Source organism: Micromonospora sp. SH-82 (assembly GCF_051132485.1).
Lineage (GTDB): Bacteria > Actinomycetota > Actinomycetes > Mycobacteriales > Micromonosporaceae > Micromonospora.
In genome coordinates, this window is sequence record NZ_CP148049.1 from 759,787 (window position 1) to 781,998 (window position 22,212).

The 22,212-nt window shown below is 70.5% G+C and carries 16 protein-coding genes, 1 tRNA gene, 1 other RNA gene and 1 pseudogene; 8 read left to right on the top strand and 11 right to left on the bottom strand.

What is annotated here, in order from left to right; all coding sequences use genetic code 11:
- Window positions 1–180 precede the first annotated feature (180 nt).
- Both WHN02_RS03505 and leuA read left to right on the top strand, forming a co-directional pair.
- Window positions 181–984 carry a hypothetical protein gene (locus tag WHN02_RS03505; protein ID WP_434742027.1) on the top strand — a complete coding sequence of 268 codons (804 nt, stop codon included), beginning with the start codon at window positions 181–183 and terminating at the stop codon, window positions 982–984.
- A 197-nt stretch (window positions 985–1,181) separates the two neighbouring features.
- Window positions 1,182–2,924, top strand: a complete 1,743-nt coding sequence (gene leuA / locus WHN02_RS03510; protein WP_434742028.1) for a 2-isopropylmalate synthase — start codon at window positions 1,182–1,184, stop codon at window positions 2,922–2,924.
- A gap of 29 nt (window positions 2,925–2,953) precedes the next feature.
- Here leuA and WHN02_RS03515 read toward each other — a convergent pair whose 3' ends face one another.
- Complete coding sequence (locus WHN02_RS03515; RefSeq protein ID WP_434742029.1) at window positions 2,954–4,420, bottom strand: MFS transporter; 1,467 nt, start codon at window positions 4,418–4,420, stop codon at window positions 2,954–2,956.
- A gap of 109 nt (window positions 4,421–4,529) precedes the next feature.
- Here WHN02_RS03515 and WHN02_RS03520 point away from each other — a divergent pair, with 109 nt between their 5' ends.
- Complete coding sequence (locus WHN02_RS03520) at window positions 4,530–5,177, top strand: HNH endonuclease family protein (protein ID WP_434742030.1); 648 nt, start codon at window positions 4,530–4,532, stop codon at window positions 5,175–5,177.
- Window positions 5,178–5,209: 32 nt separating this feature from the next.
- Window positions 5,210–5,452: pseudogene (locus WHN02_RS03525) on the top strand (hypothetical protein); the annotation flags it as partial.
- Window positions 5,453–5,523: 71 nt separating this feature from the next.
- On the opposite strand, the gene WHN02_RS03530 reads toward WHN02_RS03525, so the two are convergent.
- From WHN02_RS03530 to ffs, 9 genes are all read right to left on the bottom strand, one after another.
- Entirely contained in the window at window positions 5,524–6,627 is a 1,104-nt protein-coding gene (locus tag WHN02_RS03530) for an ABC transporter ATP-binding protein (protein ID WP_434742031.1), read from the bottom strand.
- Window positions 6,624–7,634 carry an ABC transporter ATP-binding protein gene (locus WHN02_RS03535; RefSeq protein ID WP_434742032.1) on the bottom strand — a complete coding sequence of 337 codons (1,011 nt, stop codon included), beginning with the start codon at window positions 7,632–7,634 and terminating at the stop codon, window positions 6,624–6,626. Before WHN02_RS03535 ends, WHN02_RS03530 begins: the two co-directional genes overlap by 4 nt.
- Window positions 7,635–7,641: 7 nt before the next feature.
- Window positions 7,642–8,610 carry an ABC transporter permease gene (locus WHN02_RS03540; protein WP_434742033.1) on the bottom strand — a complete coding sequence of 323 codons (969 nt, stop codon included), beginning with the start codon at window positions 8,608–8,610 and terminating at the stop codon, window positions 7,642–7,644.
- Window positions 8,607–9,611: an ABC transporter permease gene (locus WHN02_RS03545; RefSeq protein WP_350896140.1), complete on the bottom strand. Its 1,005-nt coding sequence runs from the start codon at window positions 9,609–9,611 to the stop codon at window positions 8,607–8,609. Before WHN02_RS03545 ends, WHN02_RS03540 begins: the two co-directional genes overlap by 4 nt.
- 78 nt (window positions 9,612–9,689) lie before the next feature.
- Window positions 9,690–11,354 carry an ABC transporter substrate-binding protein gene (locus WHN02_RS03550; RefSeq protein WP_434742034.1) on the bottom strand — a complete coding sequence of 555 codons (1,665 nt, stop codon included), beginning with the start codon at window positions 11,352–11,354 and terminating at the stop codon, window positions 9,690–9,692.
- 286 nt (window positions 11,355–11,640) lie between these two features.
- On the bottom strand, window positions 11,641–12,234 hold the full coding sequence (gene recR, locus WHN02_RS03555) for a recombination mediator RecR (RefSeq protein WP_434742035.1): 594 nt from the start codon (window positions 12,232–12,234) through the stop codon (window positions 11,641–11,643).
- Window positions 12,235–12,242: 8 nt separating this feature from the next.
- The gene (locus tag WHN02_RS03560) at window positions 12,243–12,551 is read right to left on the bottom strand and encodes a YbaB/EbfC family nucleoid-associated protein (protein ID WP_434743804.1); all 309 of its coding nucleotides are present in this window, start codon (window positions 12,549–12,551) and stop codon (window positions 12,243–12,245) included.
- Between the two features lie 430 nt (window positions 12,552–12,981).
- Window positions 12,982–15,741, bottom strand: a complete 2,760-nt coding sequence (locus WHN02_RS03565) for a DNA polymerase III subunit gamma and tau (RefSeq protein WP_434742036.1) — start codon at window positions 15,739–15,741, stop codon at window positions 12,982–12,984.
- Window positions 15,742–15,915: 174 nt separating this feature from the next.
- Window positions 15,916–16,005, bottom strand: an RNA gene (gene ffs / locus WHN02_RS03570) — signal recognition particle sRNA small type.
- Window positions 16,006–16,087: 82 nt separating this feature from the next.
- On the opposite strand from ffs, the gene WHN02_RS03575 reads away from it, so the two are divergent.
- From WHN02_RS03575 to WHN02_RS03590, 4 genes are all read left to right on the top strand, one after another.
- A tRNA-Ser gene (locus WHN02_RS03575) sits at window positions 16,088–16,172 on the top strand.
- A 408-nt stretch (window positions 16,173–16,580) separates the two neighbouring features.
- Window positions 16,581–18,896, top strand: a complete 2,316-nt coding sequence (locus WHN02_RS03580) for a hypothetical protein (RefSeq protein WP_434742037.1) — start codon at window positions 16,581–16,583, stop codon at window positions 18,894–18,896.
- Window positions 18,897–19,075: 179 nt separating this feature from the next.
- Complete coding sequence (locus WHN02_RS03585; RefSeq protein WP_434742038.1) at window positions 19,076–19,654, top strand: hypothetical protein; 579 nt, start codon at window positions 19,076–19,078, stop codon at window positions 19,652–19,654.
- Window positions 19,655–19,687: 33 nt separating this feature from the next.
- Complete coding sequence (locus WHN02_RS03590) at window positions 19,688–20,236, top strand: hypothetical protein (protein ID WP_434742039.1); 549 nt, start codon at window positions 19,688–19,690, stop codon at window positions 20,234–20,236.
- 150 nt (window positions 20,237–20,386) lie between these two features.
- Here WHN02_RS03590 and WHN02_RS03595 read toward each other — a convergent pair whose 3' ends face one another.
- Window positions 20,387–22,048 (bottom strand): hypothetical protein, encoded by a 1,662-nt coding sequence (locus WHN02_RS03595; protein ID WP_434742040.1) that lies wholly within the window; start codon window positions 22,046–22,048, stop codon window positions 20,387–20,389.
- Window positions 22,049–22,212 lie beyond the last annotated feature (164 nt).

Below are 22,212 nucleotides of genomic sequence, written 5' to 3' on the forward strand. Positions count from 1 at the left end.
ACGCCGCCGGGGTGGCCGGCGGCGCGGGTCGGACGCCCTCAGGGTATCGGGCGTCGACGGCCGCCGGGTCAGGTGATCCCACCATCCGGCCCGACCTCCGTGGTACGTGACCAGCCCGTCGACCGGCGAAACGCCGGGTACGTCCGGCTGACCGCCGCAACGACCGGAGACAATGTGGTGGTGTTCACCCGTCTGCCCCCGGTGCGCCGGATGACCGGTCTGTTGGTCATGGTCCTGCCGGTCTGTTTCACCGCCTGCGCCGATCAACGGCCCACCGACCGGCCCTCGGCGCAACCACCCGTCGCCGGGGTGAACACCGACGGGCTCGGCGGCCCCCACGACGAACTCGCCGCCCTGGCGGCGGCGGCCCAGGACCGACACCTCACCGCCCGGTACGCGCTGACCACCCCCGGCCGGTCGGACCGGTCGGTGCTGGTCACCCGGGCCGCTGACGGCACCTGGCGGGTCGACGTGTCGGAGACGACCCCGGGCCGCGGGGCGATCTCGCTCGCCGCCACCGGTGCCGGGCTCCACCAGTGCGTCATGACCGCGACGGACCGCCCGCCGGGCTGCGTACGCCTCGGTGACCCCGACGCCCCGGTGCCGTACCCGTACGACCCCCGGGTGCAGCACCCGTTCACGGACTGGCTGCCGGTGCTCACCGACCGGCGGGCCCCACTGGCGGTCTCCGCCGCCCGGCAGCTGCCCGGGGCGGCCGGATCGTGCTACTCCGTCGAGTCCACCAACGCCGCCCTGCCCCCACCACTCGACGTGGGCATCTACTGCTACGACCGGGACGCCACGATCACCGCGGTACGGACCGTCACCGGAACCCTGACTTTGGTGGAACCACCCGGTCCCGCCCCGGACACCGTGCAGCTCTCCGGGCCGGTGATCGACGCCGATCCACTGGACCTGACGACTCCCGGTGACTCCGATCCCATTGTCCGGACCTACCTTCCCAGCCCCCGTCCCACGACGTAGTCTGGCGCTGTCATGTGGCAGGCGTTCCTTCTTCTTGGTCGCCGCGACGGGGCCTGACCGGCCGGCACCTCGTCGCGGAGTCCCACCGCGCCGTCCAGCAGTTCCGCGTCCCCGTCGTCGGTCCCCGGGCTCCGCCCGGCCACCGGCCGATCACCGCAGCTCGCTGACGTCACATGAATCTTCCTGGGAGCACCACCATGGCTCAGTCCGCCGACTCCGACTCCATCGCCCGGCAGCGTCCCAGCCGGATGCCGCACACCCGCTACCAGCCGTACCACCAGCAGTTCCGGATCGACCTGCCGGACCGGCGCTGGCCCACCCGGCGCACCGAGGTCGCCCCGCGCTGGTGCGCCGTGGACCTGCGCGACGGCAACCAGGCCCTGATCGACCCGATGTCCCCGGAGCGCAAGCGTCGGATGTTCCACCTGCTGGTGCAGATGGGATACAAGGAGATCGAGGTCGGGTTCCCCTCGGCCAGCCAGACCGACTACGAGTTCGTCAGGCAGCTCATCGAGCAGGACCTGATCCCCGAAGACGTCACCATCCAGGTGCTGACCCAGTGCCGGGAACACCTGATCGAGCGGACCTTCGAGGCGCTGCGCGGGGCACGGCGGGCCATCGTGCACTTCTACAACTCCACCTCCACCCTCCAGCGGCGGGTCGTCTTCGGCCTCGACCGCGACGGTGTCACAGACATCGCCACCACCGGTGCCCGGCTGTGCCAGAAGTACGCCGAGATCCACACCCCGGACACCGAGATCCACTACGAGTACTCCCCCGAGTCGTACACCGGCACCGAACTGGAGTACGCGCTGGAGGTCTGCGCGAAGGTCATCGAGGTGGTCGACCCCACCCCGGACCGCAAGCTGATCGTCAACCTGCCGGCCACCGTCGAGATGGCCACCCCCAACGTGTACGCCGACTCGATCGAGTGGATGCACCGGAACCTGCCCCGCCGCGACAGCCTGGTGCTGAGCCTGCACCCGCACAACGACCGGGGAACCGGGGTGGCCGCCGCCGAGCTGGGTCTCCTGGCCGGGGCGGACCGGATCGAGGGATGCCTGTTCGGCAACGGTGAGCGGACCGGCAACGTCGACCTGGTCACCCTCGGGCTGAACCTGTTCTCCCAGGGCATCGACCCGCAGATCGACTTCTCCGACATCGACGAGATCAAGCGGGCCGTCGAGTACTGCAACCAGCTCCCCGTCCACGAGCGCCACCCGTACGCCGGTGACCTGGTCTACACCGCCTTCTCCGGCTCCCACCAGGACGCCATCAACAAGGGCTTCGCCGCCCTGAACGCCGACGCGGCGGCGGCCGGGACCCCGGTGGACGACCACACCTGGGCGGTGCCGTACCTGCCGATCGACCCGAAGGACCTGGGCCGCAGCTACGAGGCGGTGATCCGGGTCAACTCGCAGTCCGGCAAGGGCGGCGTCGCGTACGTCATGAAGACCGAACACCAGCTGGACCTGCCGCGTCGGCTCCAGATCGAGTTCTCCGGGGTGGTCCAGAAGGTCACCGACGACGACGGTGGCGAGGTCGGCCCGGCGACGATGTGGGACATCTTCGCCCGCAACTACCTGGTCGACCACCAGGTGGACCCCACCGTCGCCCTGACCGGCTACACCATCGGCACCGCCGATGACAAGGTGGAGATCACCGCCGAGGTGGAGACGGGCGGCGGACAGCACACCCTCAACGCCGTCGGCAACGGCCCGATCGACGCGTACGTCAACGCCCTGGAGGCGGTCGGCGTGACCGTACGGGTGCTCGACTACCACGAGCACGCCCTCTCCTCCGGCGGCGACGCCCAGGCCGCCGCGTACGTGGAGTGCGAGGTCGACGGTCGACAGATCTGGGGTGTCGGCACCGACGCCAACATCGTCACCGCCTCGATCAAGGCGGTCACCAGCGCCGTCAACCGCGCCCGCCCCTGACCTTCCGAGGGAGGGAAGGGGTTCCCCGTTCACCTGCGGGTGTCGGCTGGGGCCCCTTCCCTGCCCCGGGGCGGGCGGTGGACGAGGAGGGCGGCCAGGGCCGCCCCGGCCAGGAGCAGGCCGGCACACCACAGGAGCGCCCCCCGGTAGGCGGAGGTCAGTTCGGCGCTCTGCTCGTACCCGGTGCCCCCGAGACCGACGAGCAACGGCAGGGCGGCCACCGCGAGCAGGCTTCCCGCCCGGGACGCCGCGTTGTTGAATCCACTGGCCACCCCGGCGTACCGGTCGGCGACGGCGGCCAGCACCGAGGCGGTCAGTGGGGCCACGACCAGGGTGAGACCGGCTCCGAAGAGGGTCACCCCGGGCAGCACGTCGGTCCAGTACGACGCCCCGGGGGCGACCGGGCGCAGCAGGAGCAGCCCGACGGCGGCGATCACCGGGCCGACCGTCAGCGGCAGCCGGGGGCCGATGCGTTGGGACAGCGCCCCGGCCTTCGGCGATCCGACCAGCAGCAGGACCGTCAGCGGCAGGGTGGACAGACCGGCCAGCAGCGCCGACCAGCCCACCACGTTCTGGAGGTAGACGGCGAGGAAGAAGGTGAACCCGCCGAGGGCGGCGTACACCACCACCGTGAAGATGTTCAGGGCCGAGAAGAGCCGACTGCGGAAGAGTCCGGTGGGGAGCATCGCCGCGTCGCCCCGGCGCCGTTCCAGCAGGACGAAGAGCACTGCGGCGAGTACGCCGACCAGCGCCGCTCCCAGGATCGGCAGGGACGTGAAGCCGCGTACCGGGGCGTCGATGAGCGCGTACGTCACCCCGGCCAGGGCGACCGCGCCGAGGACCGCCCCGCCGACGTCGAACCGGTGCCGCCCGGACTCCCCACCACCGGCCCGGGAGGCGGTGTCGTCCCGGCTCTCCGGGACCCACCGCAGGGCGGCCAGGACCACCACCACCGCCAGCGGGATGTTGAGGAAGAAGATCCACCGCCAGGAGAGGGAGTCGATCAGCCACCCGCCGATCAGCGGCCCCAGGGCCGTCGACACCCCGGCCAGCCCGGACCACGCCCCGATCGCTTTGCCCCGGTCGTCGGGGTGGAAACCGGCCTGGATCACGGCGAGGGAACCCGGGGTCAGCAGCGCCCCGCCGGCTCCCTGGAGGAACCGGGCGACGATCAGCGCGCCGGTGTCCTGGGCGAGGCCGCACGCGACGGAGGCGGCGCTGAACGCGAGCACGCCGATCAGGAAGATCCGCCGCCGTCCGAACCGGTCACCCAGCGCCCCACCCAACAGGACGAAGGCGGCGAGCACCAGCAGGTAGCCGTTGAGCGTCCATTGCAGATCGGCGACGGTCGCGTCGAGGTCCGCACCGAGTCGGGGCAGTGCCACGTTGACCACGGTGCTGTCCAGGAAGACCATGCCGGAGGCGAGGACCGCCGCGAGCAGCGTGCCCCGACCGGCGTGGCTGCTCAGGCGGAGCGGTTCCGCGGATCGACTCATGGGCTCCAATATCCCCGTGCGGTGCCCGAGAGAGGCCACGAATCGGCAAAACCGGCTCCGGTACTGTGCGGGATCGCCAGGAGCCCGGCAAGCTGAAGAGGTGTCGTCTGTGCGTACCAGATCAGGGTCCCGTGTGGTGGCCGTCGCGTTGGGGGTGGCGCTCGCCCTGACCGGCGCAGGTTGCGTCGCGGTCGAGGAGGTGACACCGGAACCTTCGTCCGCACCGGGTGCCGACGGCAACGCCGCCTCCATGTTGAGCGAGTTGACAGTCGCCACTGCCGGGTCGATGAAGGGTTACAGCCGTAGCCGGTTCCCGCACTGGCGTAAGACGGGTCGCAACTGCGACGTCCGGGACACCGTCCTGGAGCGCGACGGCGACAAGATCGAGCGTTCCGAGTGCAACGTCGTCGGCGGCGACTGGGAGAGCGTGTACGACGGCCGTACCTTCACCGACCCCTCCCAGGTGGACATCGACCACATGGTGCCGTTGGCGAACGCGTGGCGGTCGGGTGCGAACGAGTGGGACGACTCGAAGCGCGGCGACTTCGCCAACGACCTGGACCGGCCGCAGCTCTTCGCGGTCTCGGCCGGCTCGAACCGGTCGAAGGGTGACCAGGATCCGTCCCAGTGGAAGCCGCCAAACCAGTCATACTGGTGCACGTACGCCGAAGACTGGATCGAGGTCAAGCACCACTGGGAGCTGTCGGTGACCAGCGCCGAGAAGGAGGCGTTGACCGACATGTTGAAGGGCTGCTGATGGGGGAAGAACAGCCGGTCGCCGTCGACCCGAGCCGGAGCACCGACATCGTGCCCGGCCCGGGTGGGGTGATGACCGACGAGGTCGGGGTGGTGACGGGTGAGCTGACGCTGCGCACCGAGTACGCCGACGGCCGGGTCACCGTCCTGGTGCAGTACAAGGACGCCGACGAGTGGTACGCGGTGACCGGCGGAAGCGCTCCGCTGGCCGATCCGGCGGCCGTCGACACGGTGCACACGATCGCCGTCGGCCTACTGGACCGCCCCGAGGGCTGAGCCGTCGGGGCGGCTGCCCGCGCGTCGGAGGCCGGTGACCCGGCCCCGCCCGTCGGTCACCGCGCCTCGGGTCACACGTACGAGCCGGGTTCGTCGGGGGCGGAGACGACCTCGGGTTCCTCCCCGTCACTCTCGGGGCGGACGATCTGTGGGCGTACCGCGTGGGCGCGCAGTTCACCGGCGGCGATCCTCTCCGCCCAGTGGCAGGCCACCCGGCTGCCGCCGATCTCCCGGAGGGTGGGCCGCTCGTCGGCGCACCGGGTGGGTTGCGCCCACGGACACCGGGTGTGGAACCGGCACCCGGACGGCGGGTCCGCCGGGGAGGGCAGGTCGCCGGAGAGCAGGATCCGCTCGCGGCGGTCCTCCACGTCCGGGTCGGGGACCGGCACCGCCGACATCAGCGCCCGGGTGTACGGGTGCAGCGGCTCGGTGTAGAGCCGGTCGGCCGGGGCCTCCTCGACCAGGGCACCCAGGTACATCACCCCGACGACGTCGGAAATGTGTCGGACCACCGCCAGGTCGTGGGCGATCACCAGGTAGGTCAGGCCGAGCCCGTCCTGCAACTCGTCGAGCAGGTTGACCACCTGGGCCTGGATCGACACGTCGAGGGCGGAGACCGGCTCGTCGGCCACGATCAGGTCCGGCCCGAGCACCAGGGCCCGGGCGATCCCGATGCGCTGCCGCTGCCCCCCGGAGAACTCGTGCGGATAGCGCGACAGCGACCACCGGGGCAACCCCACCTTGTCGAGGGTCTCGCCGATGATCCGTCGGCGCTCGTCCCGGTTTCCGCCGATGCCGTGGGTGTGCAGCCCCTCGGTGAGGATCGACTCGACGTTCTGCCGGGGGTCGAGGCTCGACATCGGATCCTGGAAGATCATCTGCATCCGGCGTCGCATGGTGCGCAGCCGGCGACCCGACAGGCCGGCCAGGTCCGTCCCGTCGAAGATCACCTCACCGCCGGTGGACGGGGTGAGCTGGAGCAGCGCCCGTCCGAGGGTGGACTTCCCGCAGCCGGACTCGCCGACCAGGCCGTAGGTACGGCCCTTGGGGATGCTCAGGTCGACCCCGTCGACGGCTTTGACGTGTCCGACGGTCCGGTCGAAGAGCACCCCCTTCCTGATCGGGAAGTGCACCTTCAGGTCGCGTACCTCGACGAGGACGTCGTCGGCGGTCACTGCTCCTCCTCGCGCGGGGCGGCCACCGGCCCGGGGGCGGGGGCCGGGTTGACGCAGCGGTAGCCGCGACCACCGTGGACGTGCACCATCCCCGGCGGCTCGCCCACGCAGTCGTCGACCCGGTTGACGCAGCGGGGTGCGAACGCACACCCGTCCGACCAGGGCAACAGGTCCCGGACCGAACCGGGGATCGGGTTGAGCCGTTCCCTGTGCCCGGCGTCCAGACGCGGCACCGACCCGAGCAGACCCACGGTGTACGGGTGTCGGGGCTCCCGGAACAGGGGCCGACGGCGGGCCGTCTCCACCACCCGCCCGGCGTAGAGCACGTTGATGGTGTCGCACATCCCGGCGACCACCCCCAGATCGTGGGTGATCATCACCAGTGCGGTCCCCGAGTCACGGACCAGGTCCTTGAGCAGTTCCAGGATCTGCGCCTGGATCGTCACGTCGAGGGCGGTGGTGGGCTCGTCGGCGATCAGCAGCCGGGGCCGGCAGGCCACCGCCATGGCGATCAGGGCGCGCTGGCGCATCCCCCCGGAGAGCTGGTGCGGGTACTCCTTCAACCGGCGGCGCGGGTCGGGGATGCCGACCCGGTCGAGGAGGGCGGCGGCCTCCTTCGCCGCCACCTCGCCCTTGAGGCCCCGGTGTCGACTCAGCACCTCGGTCACCTGCAACCCGATGGGGACGACCGGGTTCAGTGAGGAGAGCGGGTCCTGGAAGACCATCGCCACGTCCCGGCCCCGGATGTCCCGCCGGGACCGGTCGTCCAGGGTGAGCAGGTCGGTGCCGTCGAAGACCGCCCGACCGCCGACGGTCAACCCGGGCTGCCGGGGCAGCAGACCCATCACGGCCAGGGAGGTCACGCTCTTGCCGCAGCCGGACTCGCCGACCAGGCCGACGACCTCACCGGAGTCGACCGAGAAGGAGACCCCGTCGACGGCGCGTACCGGTCGTCGGCCGCGTCGGGCGAAGGTGACGGAGAGGTCGTCCACATCGAGCAGTGCCATGATCGACCTACTTCCGCAGCTTGGGGTCGAGCGCCTCGCGCATGGCCTCACCGAGGAGGGTGAACCCGAGGGCGGTGATGATGATGGCCACCGCCGGGTAGATCGCCAGCCCGGGTCGGATCCCCAGGTACGGTTGCGCGTCGGCGAGCATCACCCCCCACTCCGGTACGGCCGAGTCGGGGTTGCCCAGTCCGAGGAAGGACAGCGCGGCAGCCTCGATGATCGCGGTGGCCAGCGTCAACGTGGCCTGCACGATCACCGGGGCCAGCGAGTTGGGCACCACGTGGGTCAGGGCGATCTTCGCCTTGGGCACCCCCAGGGAGGTGGCCGCCAGGACGTAGTCGCTGTTCGCCTGGGCGATCATCGACCCGCGCAGGAGCCGGGCGAAGACCGGCACCGACACCACCCCGACCGCGATCATCACGGTGGTCAGGCTCGCCCCCAGCAGGGCCGCGATGCTCACCGCGAGAAGCAGGCTGGGCAGCGCCAGGAGCATGTCGATGAAGCGCATCAGGGTACTGTCCACCCAGCGTCCCCACCGGCCGCCGAGCCCGGCCGCCGCACCGGCGATCCCGCCGATCAACGCGCCGACGGCCAGCCCGATCAACGTCGACACCACGCCGACCAGCAGCGTCTGTCGGGCGCCGACGACCATCCGGCTGAACACGTCCCGGCCCTGGTGGTCGAAGCCGAGCCAGTGGTCCCCGGACGCACCGGGGATGATCCCCTGCCCCGACCGGACCAGTCCCTCCCGGATCCCGATCGAGTCGGTCGGCCCGTACGGCACGAACAGCGGCCCGACCAGCGCCACCAGGACGAAGATCGTCAGGATGACCGCGCCGACGATCGCCGCCGGGTTGGTACGCAGCCGCCGGAACGCCTCCTGCCAGAGGGAGACGCCCCGCTCGTCGTCGCGGGCGGCCAGTTCGGCGAGCCGGTCGATCTTCTCGCCCTTGCGGCCCAGGTTGACGGTCATCGCACCCTCACCCTCGGGTCGATCAGACTGTAGGAGAGGTCGACGATCAGGTTCACCAGCACGTACACCACCGCGATGATCATGATGAAGCCCATCAGGACGGGGTAGTCGCGCTGACTGATCGCGTCGGCGACGAACGCCCCGATCCCGCTGAAGGCGAAGACCGTCTCGGTGAGCACCGCCCCGGAGAGCAGGCCACCGGTCAGCAGCCCGATCGAGGTGACCACCGGCAGCATGGCGTTGCGCAGCACGTGCCGACGGCGGACGGTGCTCTCGGTCAGGCCCTTGGCCTCGGCGGTACGGACGAAGTCCTCGTTGAGCACCTCCAGCACGCTGGCCCTGGTGATCCGGACGATGATCGCCAGGGGGATGCTGGCCAACGCGATCCCCGGCAGGACCAGATGCCAGAGGGCGTCGGCGGCGGCGTCCCACTCGCGGGTCATCAGCCCGTCGAGGACGAAGAAGTTGGTGACCCGGGTCGCCCCGATCGTCGGATCCTGCCGTCCGCTGGCCGGGAACCAGTTCAGGTTCTCCGCGAAGATCGCCTTGAGGACGTACGCCAGGAAGAACACCGGGATGCAGATCCCGATCAGCGAGCCACCCACCGAGAGATGGTCGAGCAGCTGCCCCCGCCGACGGGCGGCCAGGTAGCCGAGGGGGATGCCCACCCCGATCGCGATGATCATCGCGGTCACGGTCAGCTCGACGGTGCCCGGGAACCGTTCCAGGAACTCGGTGGTCACCGCCCGCTTGGTGGAGGTCGAGGTACCGAGATCCAGTTGGAGCATCCGGCGGACGAACCGGCCGTACTGCACCAGCAGCGGCTCGTCCAAGCCCAGGTTCCGGCGGATCTCGGCGCGCATCTGCGGGGTACCCCGCTCGCCGAGGATCGCGGTCTCGGGGCCGCCGGGAAGTCGACGTAGCCAGATGAACAGCAGGATGGAGAGCCCGAACAGCGTGGGTACCAGCTGCAACAGGCGACGGACGATGAACCGGAACACGGGCGGCCTCGGAAGAGTACGGAGGGGCGCGGGCGGGTGCCGTCAGGAACGACACCCGCCCGCGTCCGTGTCATACGGTCAGGACTTGAACTCTGCGGTGGCGAACCGCTCGTCGGTCAGCGGGCTCGCCGTCACCCCGGTCACGTCCTTGCCGAGGACGATCGCCGGGGGCGAGTGCGAGATCGGCACACCCGGCAGGAAGTCCATGACGGACTTGTTGATCGCCTTGTACTTCTCCACCCGGGCCGCCGGGTCGGCGGTCGAGTCGGCGTCCTTGAACTGGGCGAACAGGGCCGGGTTGCTGAAGCCCCACTCGTCCTTCTTCCGGTCGAAGAAGGTGCCGATGAAGTTGTACGCGTCGCCGTAGTCCCCGGTCCAGCCCAGGAAGTGCAGGTCGTGGTTGCTACCGGAGGTGGTGGCGTTGAGGTAGTCCGGGCTCCACTTGAGCGGGATCGGCTCGACCTTGATGCCCACCGCCTGCAGGTCCGCCGAGAGCAGCTCGAACAGGTCCTTCGGGTTCGGCATGTACGGCCGGGTGACCTCGGTCGGGTAGTGGAACTTCAGGCTCAGGTTCGTCGCCCCGGCCTCGGCCAGCAGCTGCTTGGCCCTGTCCGGGTTGTAGTCGTACCGGGTGACCTCGCCGTTCCACCCCTCGACGGTGTCGGGGAAGAAGTTGACGGCGACCTGCGCACCCGGCGGGAGCTTCGAGTCGACGAGGGCCTGCCGGTTCAGGGCGTGGGCGATCGCCTGCCGGACCTTCAGGTCGGCCAGCTTCGGGTTCCCCTCCTGGTTGATGGCCAGGTAGAGGATGTTGAAGGCGGGCCGGGTGAGCATGTTGAAGCCCTCGCCGCGCAGCGGCTCGACGTCGGCCGGGCCGACCAGGTCGTACCCCTGGATGTCACCGGAGCGCAGCGCCTGCTTGCGGGCGTTCTCGTCCGAGATGGTCTTGAAGATGAGGGTCTTCAGCTTGGCCTTGTCGCCCCAGTACTCCTCGTTGCGCTCGATGGTGAGCGTCTTGTTGGCGATGTCCCAGCCCTTGAACTTGAACGGGCCGGTGCCGGTCGGGTGCTCCAGGGCGTAGGTCGGGTACTTGATGTCCTCGGCGGTGCCGGTCACGTCGCTGGCCTGGTGCTCCTGCAACGCCTTGGGGCTGTGCATGGAGAACGCCGGGAGCATCAGCGCGGCCGGGATCTTGCTGGAGACCCGGGTGAAGGCCAGGTCGACGGTGGTCGGGTCCTTGACGGTGCAGGACTTGAAGAGGCTCTCGCCGAGGTCCTCGCTCTCGTTCTGCGCGTACCCGCCCATGATGTCCTGCCAGTAGGCGGTCACGTCGGGGCTCTGCATCAGACCCTTGGCGTTGTACCAACGGTTGAAGTTGACACAGACGGCCTCGGCGTCGAAGTCGGTCCCGTCGTGGAACTTGACGCCGGAGCGGAGCTTGAAGGTCCACACCGTACCGGTGGCGTCCGGCGTCCACGTCTCGGCCAGACCGGGGCTCGGCTTGGTCCCGCCGTCCTCCGCGCGGATCAGGGTCTCGAACACCTGACGTGCCACCCGGAACGACTCACCGTCGCTGGCCAGGCTGGGGTCGAGCACCTTCGGGTCACCGGCGACGCCGAAGACCAGGGTGTCCTTCTTGCTCCCGCTGGAGCCTTCTTCACGGTCACTCTCGGCGCAACCTGCCACCGCGAGGGCCGCGACCGCTACGGCCGCGATGGCGGCCTTCGGCCTGGGTGCACGCATGGGTGCTTCACCTCGTCCTCAGGGGTACGGGACAACGCGGTGACAACGGTGGTCACCGATGGCCGGAACCTTAGCCCTCGTTTGGACCCGCGGGAAACCATCGATGGACGGGTTGGTATCGGATCGTGTCTTTCTATCGATAGATCTGAAGATTCGCAGGCTTGAGCGGCGATCCACCGAAGAATCGACGGTCGCGATACGAGATTGTTACGTCAATCGAACGATGACGCCGAGCACTGTCAGACTTCGGCGTCGGCTCCGAAAGGGACCGCCGTCCCCGGCGTCCTCAGACGCTGCGGCGCCCCTCGAACGCCCGCCCCAGGGTGATCTCGTCGGCGTACTCCAGGTCACCGCCGACCGGCAGGCCACTGGCGAGCCGGGTCACCGAGATCCCCATCGGCTTCACCATCAGGGCAAGGTACGTCGCGGTCGCCTCACCCTCGGTGTTCGGGTCGGTGGCCAGGATCAACTCCCGTACCCCGCCCTGCCCGAGCCGGAGCATCAACTCCCGGACCCGCAGGTTGTCCGGCCCGATCCCCTCCAACGGATTGATCGCGCCGCCCAGCACGTGGTAGCGACCGCGGAACTCACCGGTCCGCTCGATCGCCACCACGTCCTTGGGCTCCTCGACCACGCAGAGCACCTCATCGGTACGACGCGGGTCACGACAGATCCGACACTGCTCCGACTCGGCCACGTTGAAGCAGGTGGTGCAGAACCGCACCAGGTCCTTGACCTTGCGCAGCGCACCGGCCAGCCGGTTGACGTCGGCCGGATCCGCCGACAGGACGTGAAAGGCGATCCGCTGGGCGCTCTTCGGGCCCACGCCCGGCAGCCGACCCAGCTCGTCGATCAGGTCCTGGATGGCACCTTCGTACATCTGGCGACTCAGAACCCGGGCAGGCCGAGGCCGCCCATGCCACCGGCGACCGGCCCCATCTTCTGCTCGGTCAACTCCCGGGCCGCCTCGTTGGCGTTGTGGATGGCCGCCATGACCAGGTCCTCCAACGTCTCGACGTCCTCCGGGTCGACCGCCTTCGCGTCGATCTTGATGCCCTTCAGCTCACCGCTGCCGGAGACCGTGGCCGTGACCAGACCGCCGCCGGCAGTACCGGTCAACTCGGCCTCGGCCAACTCGGCCTGAGCCTGGGCGATCTGCTGCTGCATCTTCTGCGCCTGCTTGAGCATCTGCTGCATGTTCGGCTGTCCACCTGGGCGCACGGATGGGCTCCTTCTCGCACTCGTCTGCTCGGCCGCCGCCCAGCCTATCCGCTCCCGACCGCCCCACCCGCACCCAACCCGACCCCCCGAGCCACGCACCACCCCCACCGAACCCGCACCCGACCCGACCCCCCACCCCGACCTGTCTGACCCACCCCGAACTGACCCAGCCCCAAGCTGCTCCATGTCCCGAGCTACTCCATGCCCCGAGCTACTCCATGATCGTTTGCAGTTAAGCGACTCAATCACCGGCGTGTCGGGTCGGTAGACCACCAACGATCATCGTCGGGGTGTCACCGGGGACGAGGAGTCGGCGGGACGGGGGTCAGCCAAGAGGAGGGTCAGCGGAACGAGGAGTCGGCGAAGACGAGGAGTCGGCGAAGACGAGGATCAGCGGGGACGGGGGTCAGCGGGCTTCGACCTCGCCGATCTTCTCGGCGCCGAAGGCCTCACGGAGCAGCTGCACCGCCTGCTCTTCGCTGCTCTGCCGGGCGGCCCGCTCGTCGATCACCTCGTCCAGGGGCTCGTCCCCCGGATCGAATCCCTCGAAGGCCCCAGTCGCCGCAGGCTGACCATTGCCCTGGGCACCCCTGCCCCGAGGCCCGTCCCCACCACGGACCGGCCCGTCGAAGTCAGGATCGTACGGCGGCTCGCCGGCCCAGTCCGGGTCGGCGGTCTTCCCCCGGGCCGACTGTCCCCGGTCCACACCGGTCGCCGAGTGCCCCCTCGTCCCAGCCGCCGCAGCAGCTGCCCGGGCCGCCGCGATGGCACTGCTGGCGGGGGCTCCGTTCCGCCCCTGACCACGGTTCTGCCCCTGACCGCCGTTCTGTCGGGGGGTGCCGCCCGGCACGGAGCTACTCACTCCCGAACCGGGATCGGAACCGGACGAACCCCCTCGACCGGACTGGCCGCCTCGACCAGGCTGGCCGGTCGGCGGACCCGCCGGACCTGACGCCCCACCGGGTCGGGCCGCCTCCGGCCAGGCGCCCTCCGACTGAGCCGACCCCCCATCGGTGTCCACCGAGACAGCACCGCCGGGACGAGCCGCCTCCGGCCAGTCCTCACCGTCCCCAGACGACGCACCGCCACCGAACGCACCACCGCCAGCCGCACCACCGCCAGCCGCACCACCGCCGGACACACCACCGCCAGCCGCACCGCCACCGGACACACCGGCGGATGCACCGCCGTGACCACTGCCGCTCTGAGCCGGGCCACCACCGTTCACCCCGGCACCGGTACGGGCACCGGCAGCCGTGCCCGGAGTTCCCGCCGGGGCCGGACCAGCCGGGGAAACCGGCCGAGACGACACCGAAGCATCCGGCGACGCCGGTGCCGACGCCGGCGCAGATGCTGATGGCGGTGCAGATGCTGGTGCTGATGGCGGTGCCGGACGAGCGGGGGCGTTGGTGGCGCGTACGCCACCACGTTCGCCCGCCACCTCGCACCGGATCTGCCAGCGCCCACCCAACTCCTCGTAGAGGGCGTCGGTGAGCACCTGCCCGTGGTCGGAGAGCATCTTGGCCAGGACCGCCGACTTGACCGTCAGCACCAGCGTGTCGCCGTCGAGGTCGCGTACGACAGCGTCGCGCATCAGCGCCGCGATCTTCTTGTGGGTTCGGTTGACCTTGCCGACGACGTCGGGCCACACCCGGCGTACGGCGACGGCGTCGAGGGCTCCCGGGGGCTGGGTGCCGGGGCGGGACGGCTCAGGGGTGGCCGGATCCGGCATCACCGACTCCGGTGGCACCCGTCGGGGTTCCCCGGCCGACGCCGGCCCACCAGCCGACGAACCACCAGGCAGAACACCACCAACCGACCCACCACCGGGCGATGAGCCACCGGGCGACGTCGTCGGGGCGGTACCCGGGACGGACGGGGTGCCCCCCGGAGCAGGCACGGCAGCCGGGGTGGCGACGGAGGCGGGGGCGGGCTCGGGGCGTACCGCAGGGGGTGGAGTGACCGGCGCGGACCCGGTGGCGGCCGACGACAGGTCGGTGCCGCCCAGGGTGATCCGGCGTTCCATCCGTTCCAGGCGCTGGAGCAGGCCGCCGGTGGAGTCGTCCGCCCCGGGCAGGAGCATCCGGGCGCAGATCAGCTCCAACAGCAGTCGGGGGGCGGTCGCGCCGCGCATCTCGACGAGGCCGTTGTGCACGATGTCGGCGCAGCGGGACAGGGTGCCCGGCCCGAGGCGCTGGGCCTGGGCGGTCATCCGCTCGATCTGGTCGGCCGGGCCGTCGATCAACCCCTTGTCGGCGGCGTCCGGAACCTGCTGGAGGACGATCAGGTCCCGGAGCCGTTCCAGCAGGTCGGAGGCGAACCGGCGGGGGTCGTGCCCGGCCTCGGCCACCCTGTCGACTGTGGCGTACGCGGCGGCACCGTCCCCGGCGGCCAGGGCGTCGCACATCTCGTCGATCAGCGCCGAGTCGGTCACCCCGAGCAGGGCGGCGGCACGGGCGTAGCTGACCCCCTCCGGCCCGGCCCCGGCGATGAGCTGGTCGAGGACGGAGAGGCTGTCCCGGGCGCTGCCACCACCGGCCCGGACCACCAGCGGGAAGACCGCCGGTTCGACGGCGACCCCCTCGGCCTGGGTGAGCTGCTCCAGGTACGGCCGGAGCACCTTCGGCGGGATCAGCCGGAACGGGTAGTGGTGGGTCCGGCTCTTGATCGTGCCAAGGACCTTCTCCGGTTCGGTGGTGGCGAAGATGAACTTGACGTACTCCGGGGGCTCCTCGACCAGCTTGAGCAGCGCGTTGAACCCGGCCGACGAGACCATGTGCGCCTCGTCGATGACGTAGATCTTGAATCGGCTGCTGGCGGGGGCGAAGAACGCCTTCTCCCGCAGCTCCCGGGCGTCGTCGACGCCACCGTGGCTGGCCGCGTCGATCTCGATGACGTCGATCGACCCGCCGCCGTCGCTGCCCAACGCCCGGCAGGACTCGCACTGCCCGCACGGCTCCGGGGTCGGCCCCTGCTCGCAGTTGAGCGACCGGGCGAGGATCCGGGCGCTGGAGGTCTTCCCGCACCCCCGGGGCCCCGAGAAGAGGTACGCGTGGTTGAGCCGCCCGCTGCGCAACGCCTGCGACAGCGGCTCGGTGACGTGTTCCTGGCCGATGACCTCGGCGAAGGTACGCGGCCGGTACTTGCGGTAGAGCGCCAGTGTCACCCGTACGCCTCCTCTCGACCGAGCCATTCTGCGCCGGTCCGCCCCGGGTGACCACCCACCCCGCCGCCCTCCTCGAAGGAAGGGCCCCCTGTTAACGCCTACGGTAGAGAAGGATCCCCTTCTCACACCGGCAGGCCGGGAGGCGGGCGGGTGCGCAGACCGACCCGGAGACAGAAAGGCCTCCCGTGCACCCGGCAGAGCTCGCTTATCCTTGCTGCCTTCCGGCCCTGGGGAGGTTCACGAGGTACCGCCGCACGGGAGGTGACACCCACCCTACCCGACGCCCCGTGGATCATCAGGGGGTGGTGGGCTGGCCCACTCGGCGGGTACCTGTATCCTGGCTCGCGGAGGATTCGCCTAGAGGCCTAGGGCGCACGCTTGGAAAGCGTGTTGGGTTTACACCCTCACGAGTTCGAATCTCGTATCCTCCGCTCTCTTGAGCAGCACGTACGCGAGGGCCGGTACCCGACAGGGGCCGGCCCTTCGTCATGCCCCCGGCACCCCCCAGCTGCACTTCGGCTTGCTCACAGGCCGAGTCATGATCGTTGGGAGCTGAGCAGCTCGACACGCCGCGACACCTGCGGCTCAGCACCCAACGATCAAGCACCCTGATCCGCATCACCCCTCGACCACACCCCTGACGAACACTGAAAGTGACTGCAAGTAAGCCCATTGCTAATGATCGACGCCCGTGGAAGTATCTTGTCGCTCGCGCAGAGCGTTGCCGCTCGGGAGAAACGGGGATCCAGGTGGGCGTCTTGCCGTCTGCACTCACACCACGTCCTGCACCGACACCACGTCGACGAGCCGGGGGCCGCAGGTGGCTGCTGGCCCTCGGGGTGGCAGTCGCGACCGCCGTACCGCTGCTGGTCTCGCCGACACCGGCGACGGCAGCGCCACAGCCGGCAGCGCCGGAACCGGCGGCTGCGGCGGCGGTGTCCTGTGGGGGGCCGCTGACCTTCGGTGCGGTCGAGGAGTGCCCGGCCATCGTCGGCGGGCAGGACCACGTCTTCACCGTCACCACCACCGTCGACCAGGACACGCTGGTCACGAAGCTGACCCGAGGCGACGGCACCTCGGCGCAGGGGTTCGTCACCGACAGCGCCGACGAGTCGGTCTGTTTCTTCTCCGTCGACTCCGGTGAGTGTCAGCTCGGTCCGGCCGGCACGTACACGGTGACGGTGCGGCTGCCGCACCCCACGGGTAGCGGGAACTACACGCTCTCCGTGCAGTCGACGCGGACTCCGGGCGGGTGTCAGGACCTGCCGGCGGCGTTCTTCTCGTTCGCCTCGCCGGGGGTCGGTGCGACGTTGCCGACGGGGGCGGCCGCGCACTGCTACCGGTTCGACCAGCCGACCGACTCGGTGCTCTACCTGCGGGACCTGGACAGCCCGGGCTTCCTCCAGGGGCAGATCCTCGACGCCGGGCACGAGAAGCTCTGCCACGTCCAGTACTCCAACCGGTGCGAACTCACCGGGCCGGGGCCGTACCGCCTCCTCCTCGGGGAGTACTACGGGGCCGAAGCCGCCTACACCCTGCGGATGCCCCGGCTGTCCCAGGCGACCGGGTGTCCGGCGCTGCCGTCGGCGTCCTTCGGTGACCCCGGCACCTCTGTCGGCGGTGCCACGGTCCACCGGCCGGGGGAAATGGCCTGTCACGCGGTGGAGGCGAGCAGCACGGACCCGGTGGTGGTCCGCCTCGACCCGCACAACGCGCAGTTCCTCCGCTGGAGTCTGTACGACTCGGCCGGTGACGAGGTGTGTGAGCCCTACACCAACGCCCGGCACTGTCCGATCCCGTCGACCGGCGCGTACACGCTGGTGGTGGAGAACCCGCACTCCTTCATCGACCCGAGCACCTATCAGGTCGCTGTGACGAACCTCGGCGGCACCACCGGATGCGCCCCGCCTGCCGACACCTCCTGGACGCCGGACGCCCTCCAGGTCCACCAGACCTCACCGGTGCAGACCAACTGCCAGCAGTTCCAGGGAGACGCCGGGGACCGGGTGGTCACCTACCTGGCACCGGAGTCGTACAACTACATCCGTTCCTGGGTGCTCGACTCGACCGGAACGCCCGTCTGCACCGAGTACACCGGCGACGAGACCGGTTGTGTCCTGCCCGCCACCGGCACCTACCGGGTGATCTCGCATTTGACCCAGTGGACCACGGGCAGCACCGACCTGATGTACCTGATGCAGATCCGCCGTCTCTCCGAGGCGGTCGGCTGCCCGACCGTCGCGCTCGGCGCGTACAACGCCGTACCGACCGGATCCCCGGCCGGTGTCCGGTGCCGCTCCCTGGAGGTCCCGGCCGCCGGGCTGTACCGGGTGACGGCGTCGAACACGGCGAACGACAGGCTCTACCCGATCGTGTACGACGCCGACGGGCTGCGGGTCTGCTCCGAGGCCAGGTGCGAGTTCCCCGCCGCCGGGACGTACACCCTGGTCCTGGACGGGAACACGACGACCCGGGTGGTCGACAACGACTTCCTGTACGCGGCCACCCTGCTCCCCTGGACGCCGGCCTCCTGTCCGCAGGCGTCCGTCACGGGGTGGCAGGACGACCCGGAGGTGGGCACCTTCCAGGGCATCGGGCAGCACGACTGCCTGCAGTTGAGCAGCCCCGTCGACAGCCGGGTGGTGGCCATGCTGCCGGGGAACGCCACCACCGCGTCCTCACCCCAGATGACGGTGGTCGACTCGACGGGAAGCACCCTCTGTGACGGGTGGGAGCTGCGGGAGCCGGGCTGTGTCCTGACGGGGTCCGCGCCGTACTCGGTGGTCCTGGCACCGGCGAACGGCACCGTCGCCGCTCCGTACCGGCTGAGCTTCGCCCGGGTGACCGGACCCCCGACCTGCCCGACCCTCGCCGCCGGTTCGACGGGCAGCACCGTCACCACCGGCCCGGACCGGTTCGTGGCCTGCTTCTCGATCCCCGCCGGGGACCACGCCGCACAGGAGAGCCTGACCTGGACCCGGACGTCGGGCACCGGTCGGGCCCGGCTGCGGGTCTACGACGGTGACGGGGTCCAGGTGTGTTCCTCCGGGCTCTACGCCGTCACCCGGACGATCAACTGCACCCTGCCGACCGGGCTGCTGACGGTGCTGCTCCAGGCCGACGCACTGGACGCCACCTACCGGGTGACCCGCTAGGAGGTAGCCCCGCTCGCGGCTGTCGGCCGGTCCCCGGACCGGCCGACAGCCGTGTGTGCGTTCGGTACGGTCCCGGGCGTGGGTCACCGCCGAACTCGACCACCGAGGGATCGCCGGGACGGACCCACCACCGTCGTACACATGTTCCATCCACAGCCTGTGGATGGCGAGGGAGTGGGATGAGTTACCAGCTCAGCGCGGTGGTCGCCGACGCCGACCTGCTGCGGGAGCAGACCGCCGACCTGGACCACGCGGTCCTCGCCGCCCTTCGCCAGGACTTCGCGCTGCTGCCTGTGACACCGCAGCTGGTCGAGGAGATCACCGGTACGCCGCCGGACTTCGCCACCGTCGACCCGACCGCCGAGCACCCGTTCCACCTCCTGTTCCCGCCCTCCTTCACCGAGTTGCTGCGGGGCTGGTCCGGGTTGGGTCCGGTGGCGTACCTGGAGGCGGAGTTCCGTGGGGGTGCGGGTCGTCAGGCGGCGGTGGTGTGGCTCGGCGGGGAGGTCGGGTTCGGCCCGGTCTTCGACGACGTCCTGGACGGCCCTCGGGTGGACTGGCCGATCAACGCGGCCCTGCACCGGCTCGGGGTGGAGCCGGGCCGGTGGATCGACCCCTTCGCCGAGGTGGGGCTGCACCTGGAGCGGAACACCGCCGGGTGGCTGGCGCACGGACGGCGTGGACTGAGCGCCGACTACTGGGACGACCTGGCCGAACGGTGGGAAGAGGAGGAATCTCGCCCCCGACCAGCAACCTGAACGCCCTCGTCACGTTGGGGACTGGGGGATTCCATGAAATTGCGACAATTCGTCTTCATCACTACGCTGCTCGCGGCTGCCTGGATCGCCGGCAGTGGTCCCAGGCCGATAGGTCCGGCCCCGGCCGAGACCGAGCCGACGAACGCGGAACCGGTCGGCACCATCGAGGTCGTCGACCTCAACGGCCTGCCGGACGTGGCCTTCGGCGACACCGAGGAGGAGCTGGCCCGTCGGGGCGTACTCCGGCCCGAGGTGGACGCCTGCGGCCCGCTGCTCACCGGACACGAACGGGCCAGCCCGATCTTCATCGACGACCGCCTCGTCCTGATCTGGGCGGGTGAACCGATGGCCACCCCGGAGGGGGTCACCATCGGCACCCCCCTGCCCGAGGCGCGCGCCCGCTACCCGAAGGCGAAACGCCTCGATGCTCCACAGGGGACGTACCGGTTCGACGGGCTGCTCGCCCGACGGGGTGACCGCGCGTACCTCTTCCTCCACGACGGCCGACAGGTCCGAAAGGTGATCGCCGGGTACGCCCACTGGGCCCGCCGCCTCTTCGACGAGGGCCACGGCCCCTGCTGAACCCCTGCGGAGGGCCATCGGCTGAACCCGGCCGACGAGCGCCCCTGCCGAGGGCGGCCGACGAGCGTGCCCCCGTCGAGGCGGCAGGCGTGAACGGGGAACGCCCGGTCGGTCCGTGGACCGGCCGGGCGTTGCCGTGCGCCTGCGTCGTCAGTACCAGAGGCCGCCGCTGTTCGGGGCGACGACCCGGGAGCCGTAGGTCTGGAGGACCATCCGGTCGGTGTTCAGGGACCGGCCGCTCCACGAGGTGGTCTTCGGCACCAACCCCGTCTTCGCGCCGTGGAAGACGGCCACCATCCCGGAGCCGTACCCCTTGGTGTCCCCGGCGACCTCCTCGTTGTTCGCCGTCACGATCGCGTCCAGTCCGCCGGTGCCGTCGAGGTTCAGCAGGGCCACCGCGGAACCGAACCTGTCGTCCTTCTCCGGTGTCCCCGGGACCACCGAGTGTCCCTGGTCGAAGCCCTGGGCGCCGCTGCCGGTGAGCCCGGAGGCCGAGCCCTTGAGGAGGGTGACCATTCCCGCCTCGGTGGTCTTGCCGATCGCCTCGCCCGGCGATCCGACCAGGACGTCGGCCCGGCCGTCGCCGGTCACGTCCCCGACCGCGAGCGTGCCGCCGAACTGGTCGTTGTACTCCGGGTCGCCCGGCACCCCGGCGGTCCGCTGTCCGATGATCCGGACCGCCTTGTTCGACAGGCCGCCGGACCGGCCGGTGAAGGCCACGACGAGACCGCCGTAGAGGTGCGGCGTCTGGGAACGCGGGGCACCGGCGATCACCTCGGCGAGGCCGTCACCGTCGACGTCACCGGCGGCGAGGCTCTCCCCCAGGTACCAGACGTAGTTGTCCTGGCGTCCGGTGGCCTTCTGCAACGCCCCACCGGTGACGGAGGTGGCGCCGGTGGTGCGTACACCGGAGGCGGCTCCCCACATCAGGGTGACCATCCCGCTGCCCGGGGTGGGCACGTCGCCGTCGTTCTCCCAGGGCGCGCCGATGACCAGGTCCGCGTACCGGTCCTTGTTGAACTTCCCGATCGCGAGGGTACGACCGAACTGGTCGTTGCGTTCCGCCGAGCCGGGGACGGCGGCCTGGTCCTGGTGGAACTGCTGGGCTCCGGTGGCGGTGAGACCCGTCGTACCGCCGTAGAGGACGGTGACCGCCCCGGCCCGGTCCTTCGTCCCGATCGCCTCGCCGGCGGCCCCGATCGCGAGGTCGTCCCGGCCGTCGCCGTTGATGTCCCCGGCGGCCAGGGCGTTCCCGAACCAGTCGTAGTTCTCCGCCGCCCCGGGCACCCCGGGGGAGCTCTGGTTGAAGTGCTTCGCCGCGTCGAGGACCAGCCCGTTGCGGCTGCCCGGCACGACCCAGACCCCGCCGGCGCGGGTCCTGTTGCCCGGGTCGACCTCGTCGGAGTCGCCGATGGCCAGGTCGTCGTACCCGTCTGCATTGAAGTCCCCGGCGACCAGGGCGTCACCCAGGGATCCGCCGCTGACCTCGGGTGTCGCCACCAGGGCGCCGATGAAGTAGTCGACCTGTGGGGCCGACGAGTACCGCACGACCACCACCCCGGAGGCGTATCGGGGACCCGTGAAGGTGTGTGTCCTGCTGGAGACGGCGATGTCGTCGACCCCGTCGCCGTCGAAGTCGGAGCGGGTCGCACCCGTCCCCTTCACCGGGGTGGTCGCCTTGGCCACCCGCTGGAACTGGAGGACGACGCCCTCCCTGGTGATGGTCCGGAACTCGCTCGCCGCCTGGACGGGAGCACTCACCGCCAGCCCGGCCAACACCGCCAGCACCGACACCCCGGCAATTCTGCGCAACACAACCTCCGCTCGCCTTGTGCGGACGACAGCGTAGAAGCAGAAGATCGAAGATCATATGGCCGTACGGCCAGAACCGCCCGAACGATCGCCCAGGACCACGACACGGCACGGCACGAAAGGCAAGTGTCGATTAGCGGACTCGACCGGAGGTTGCCCGACAC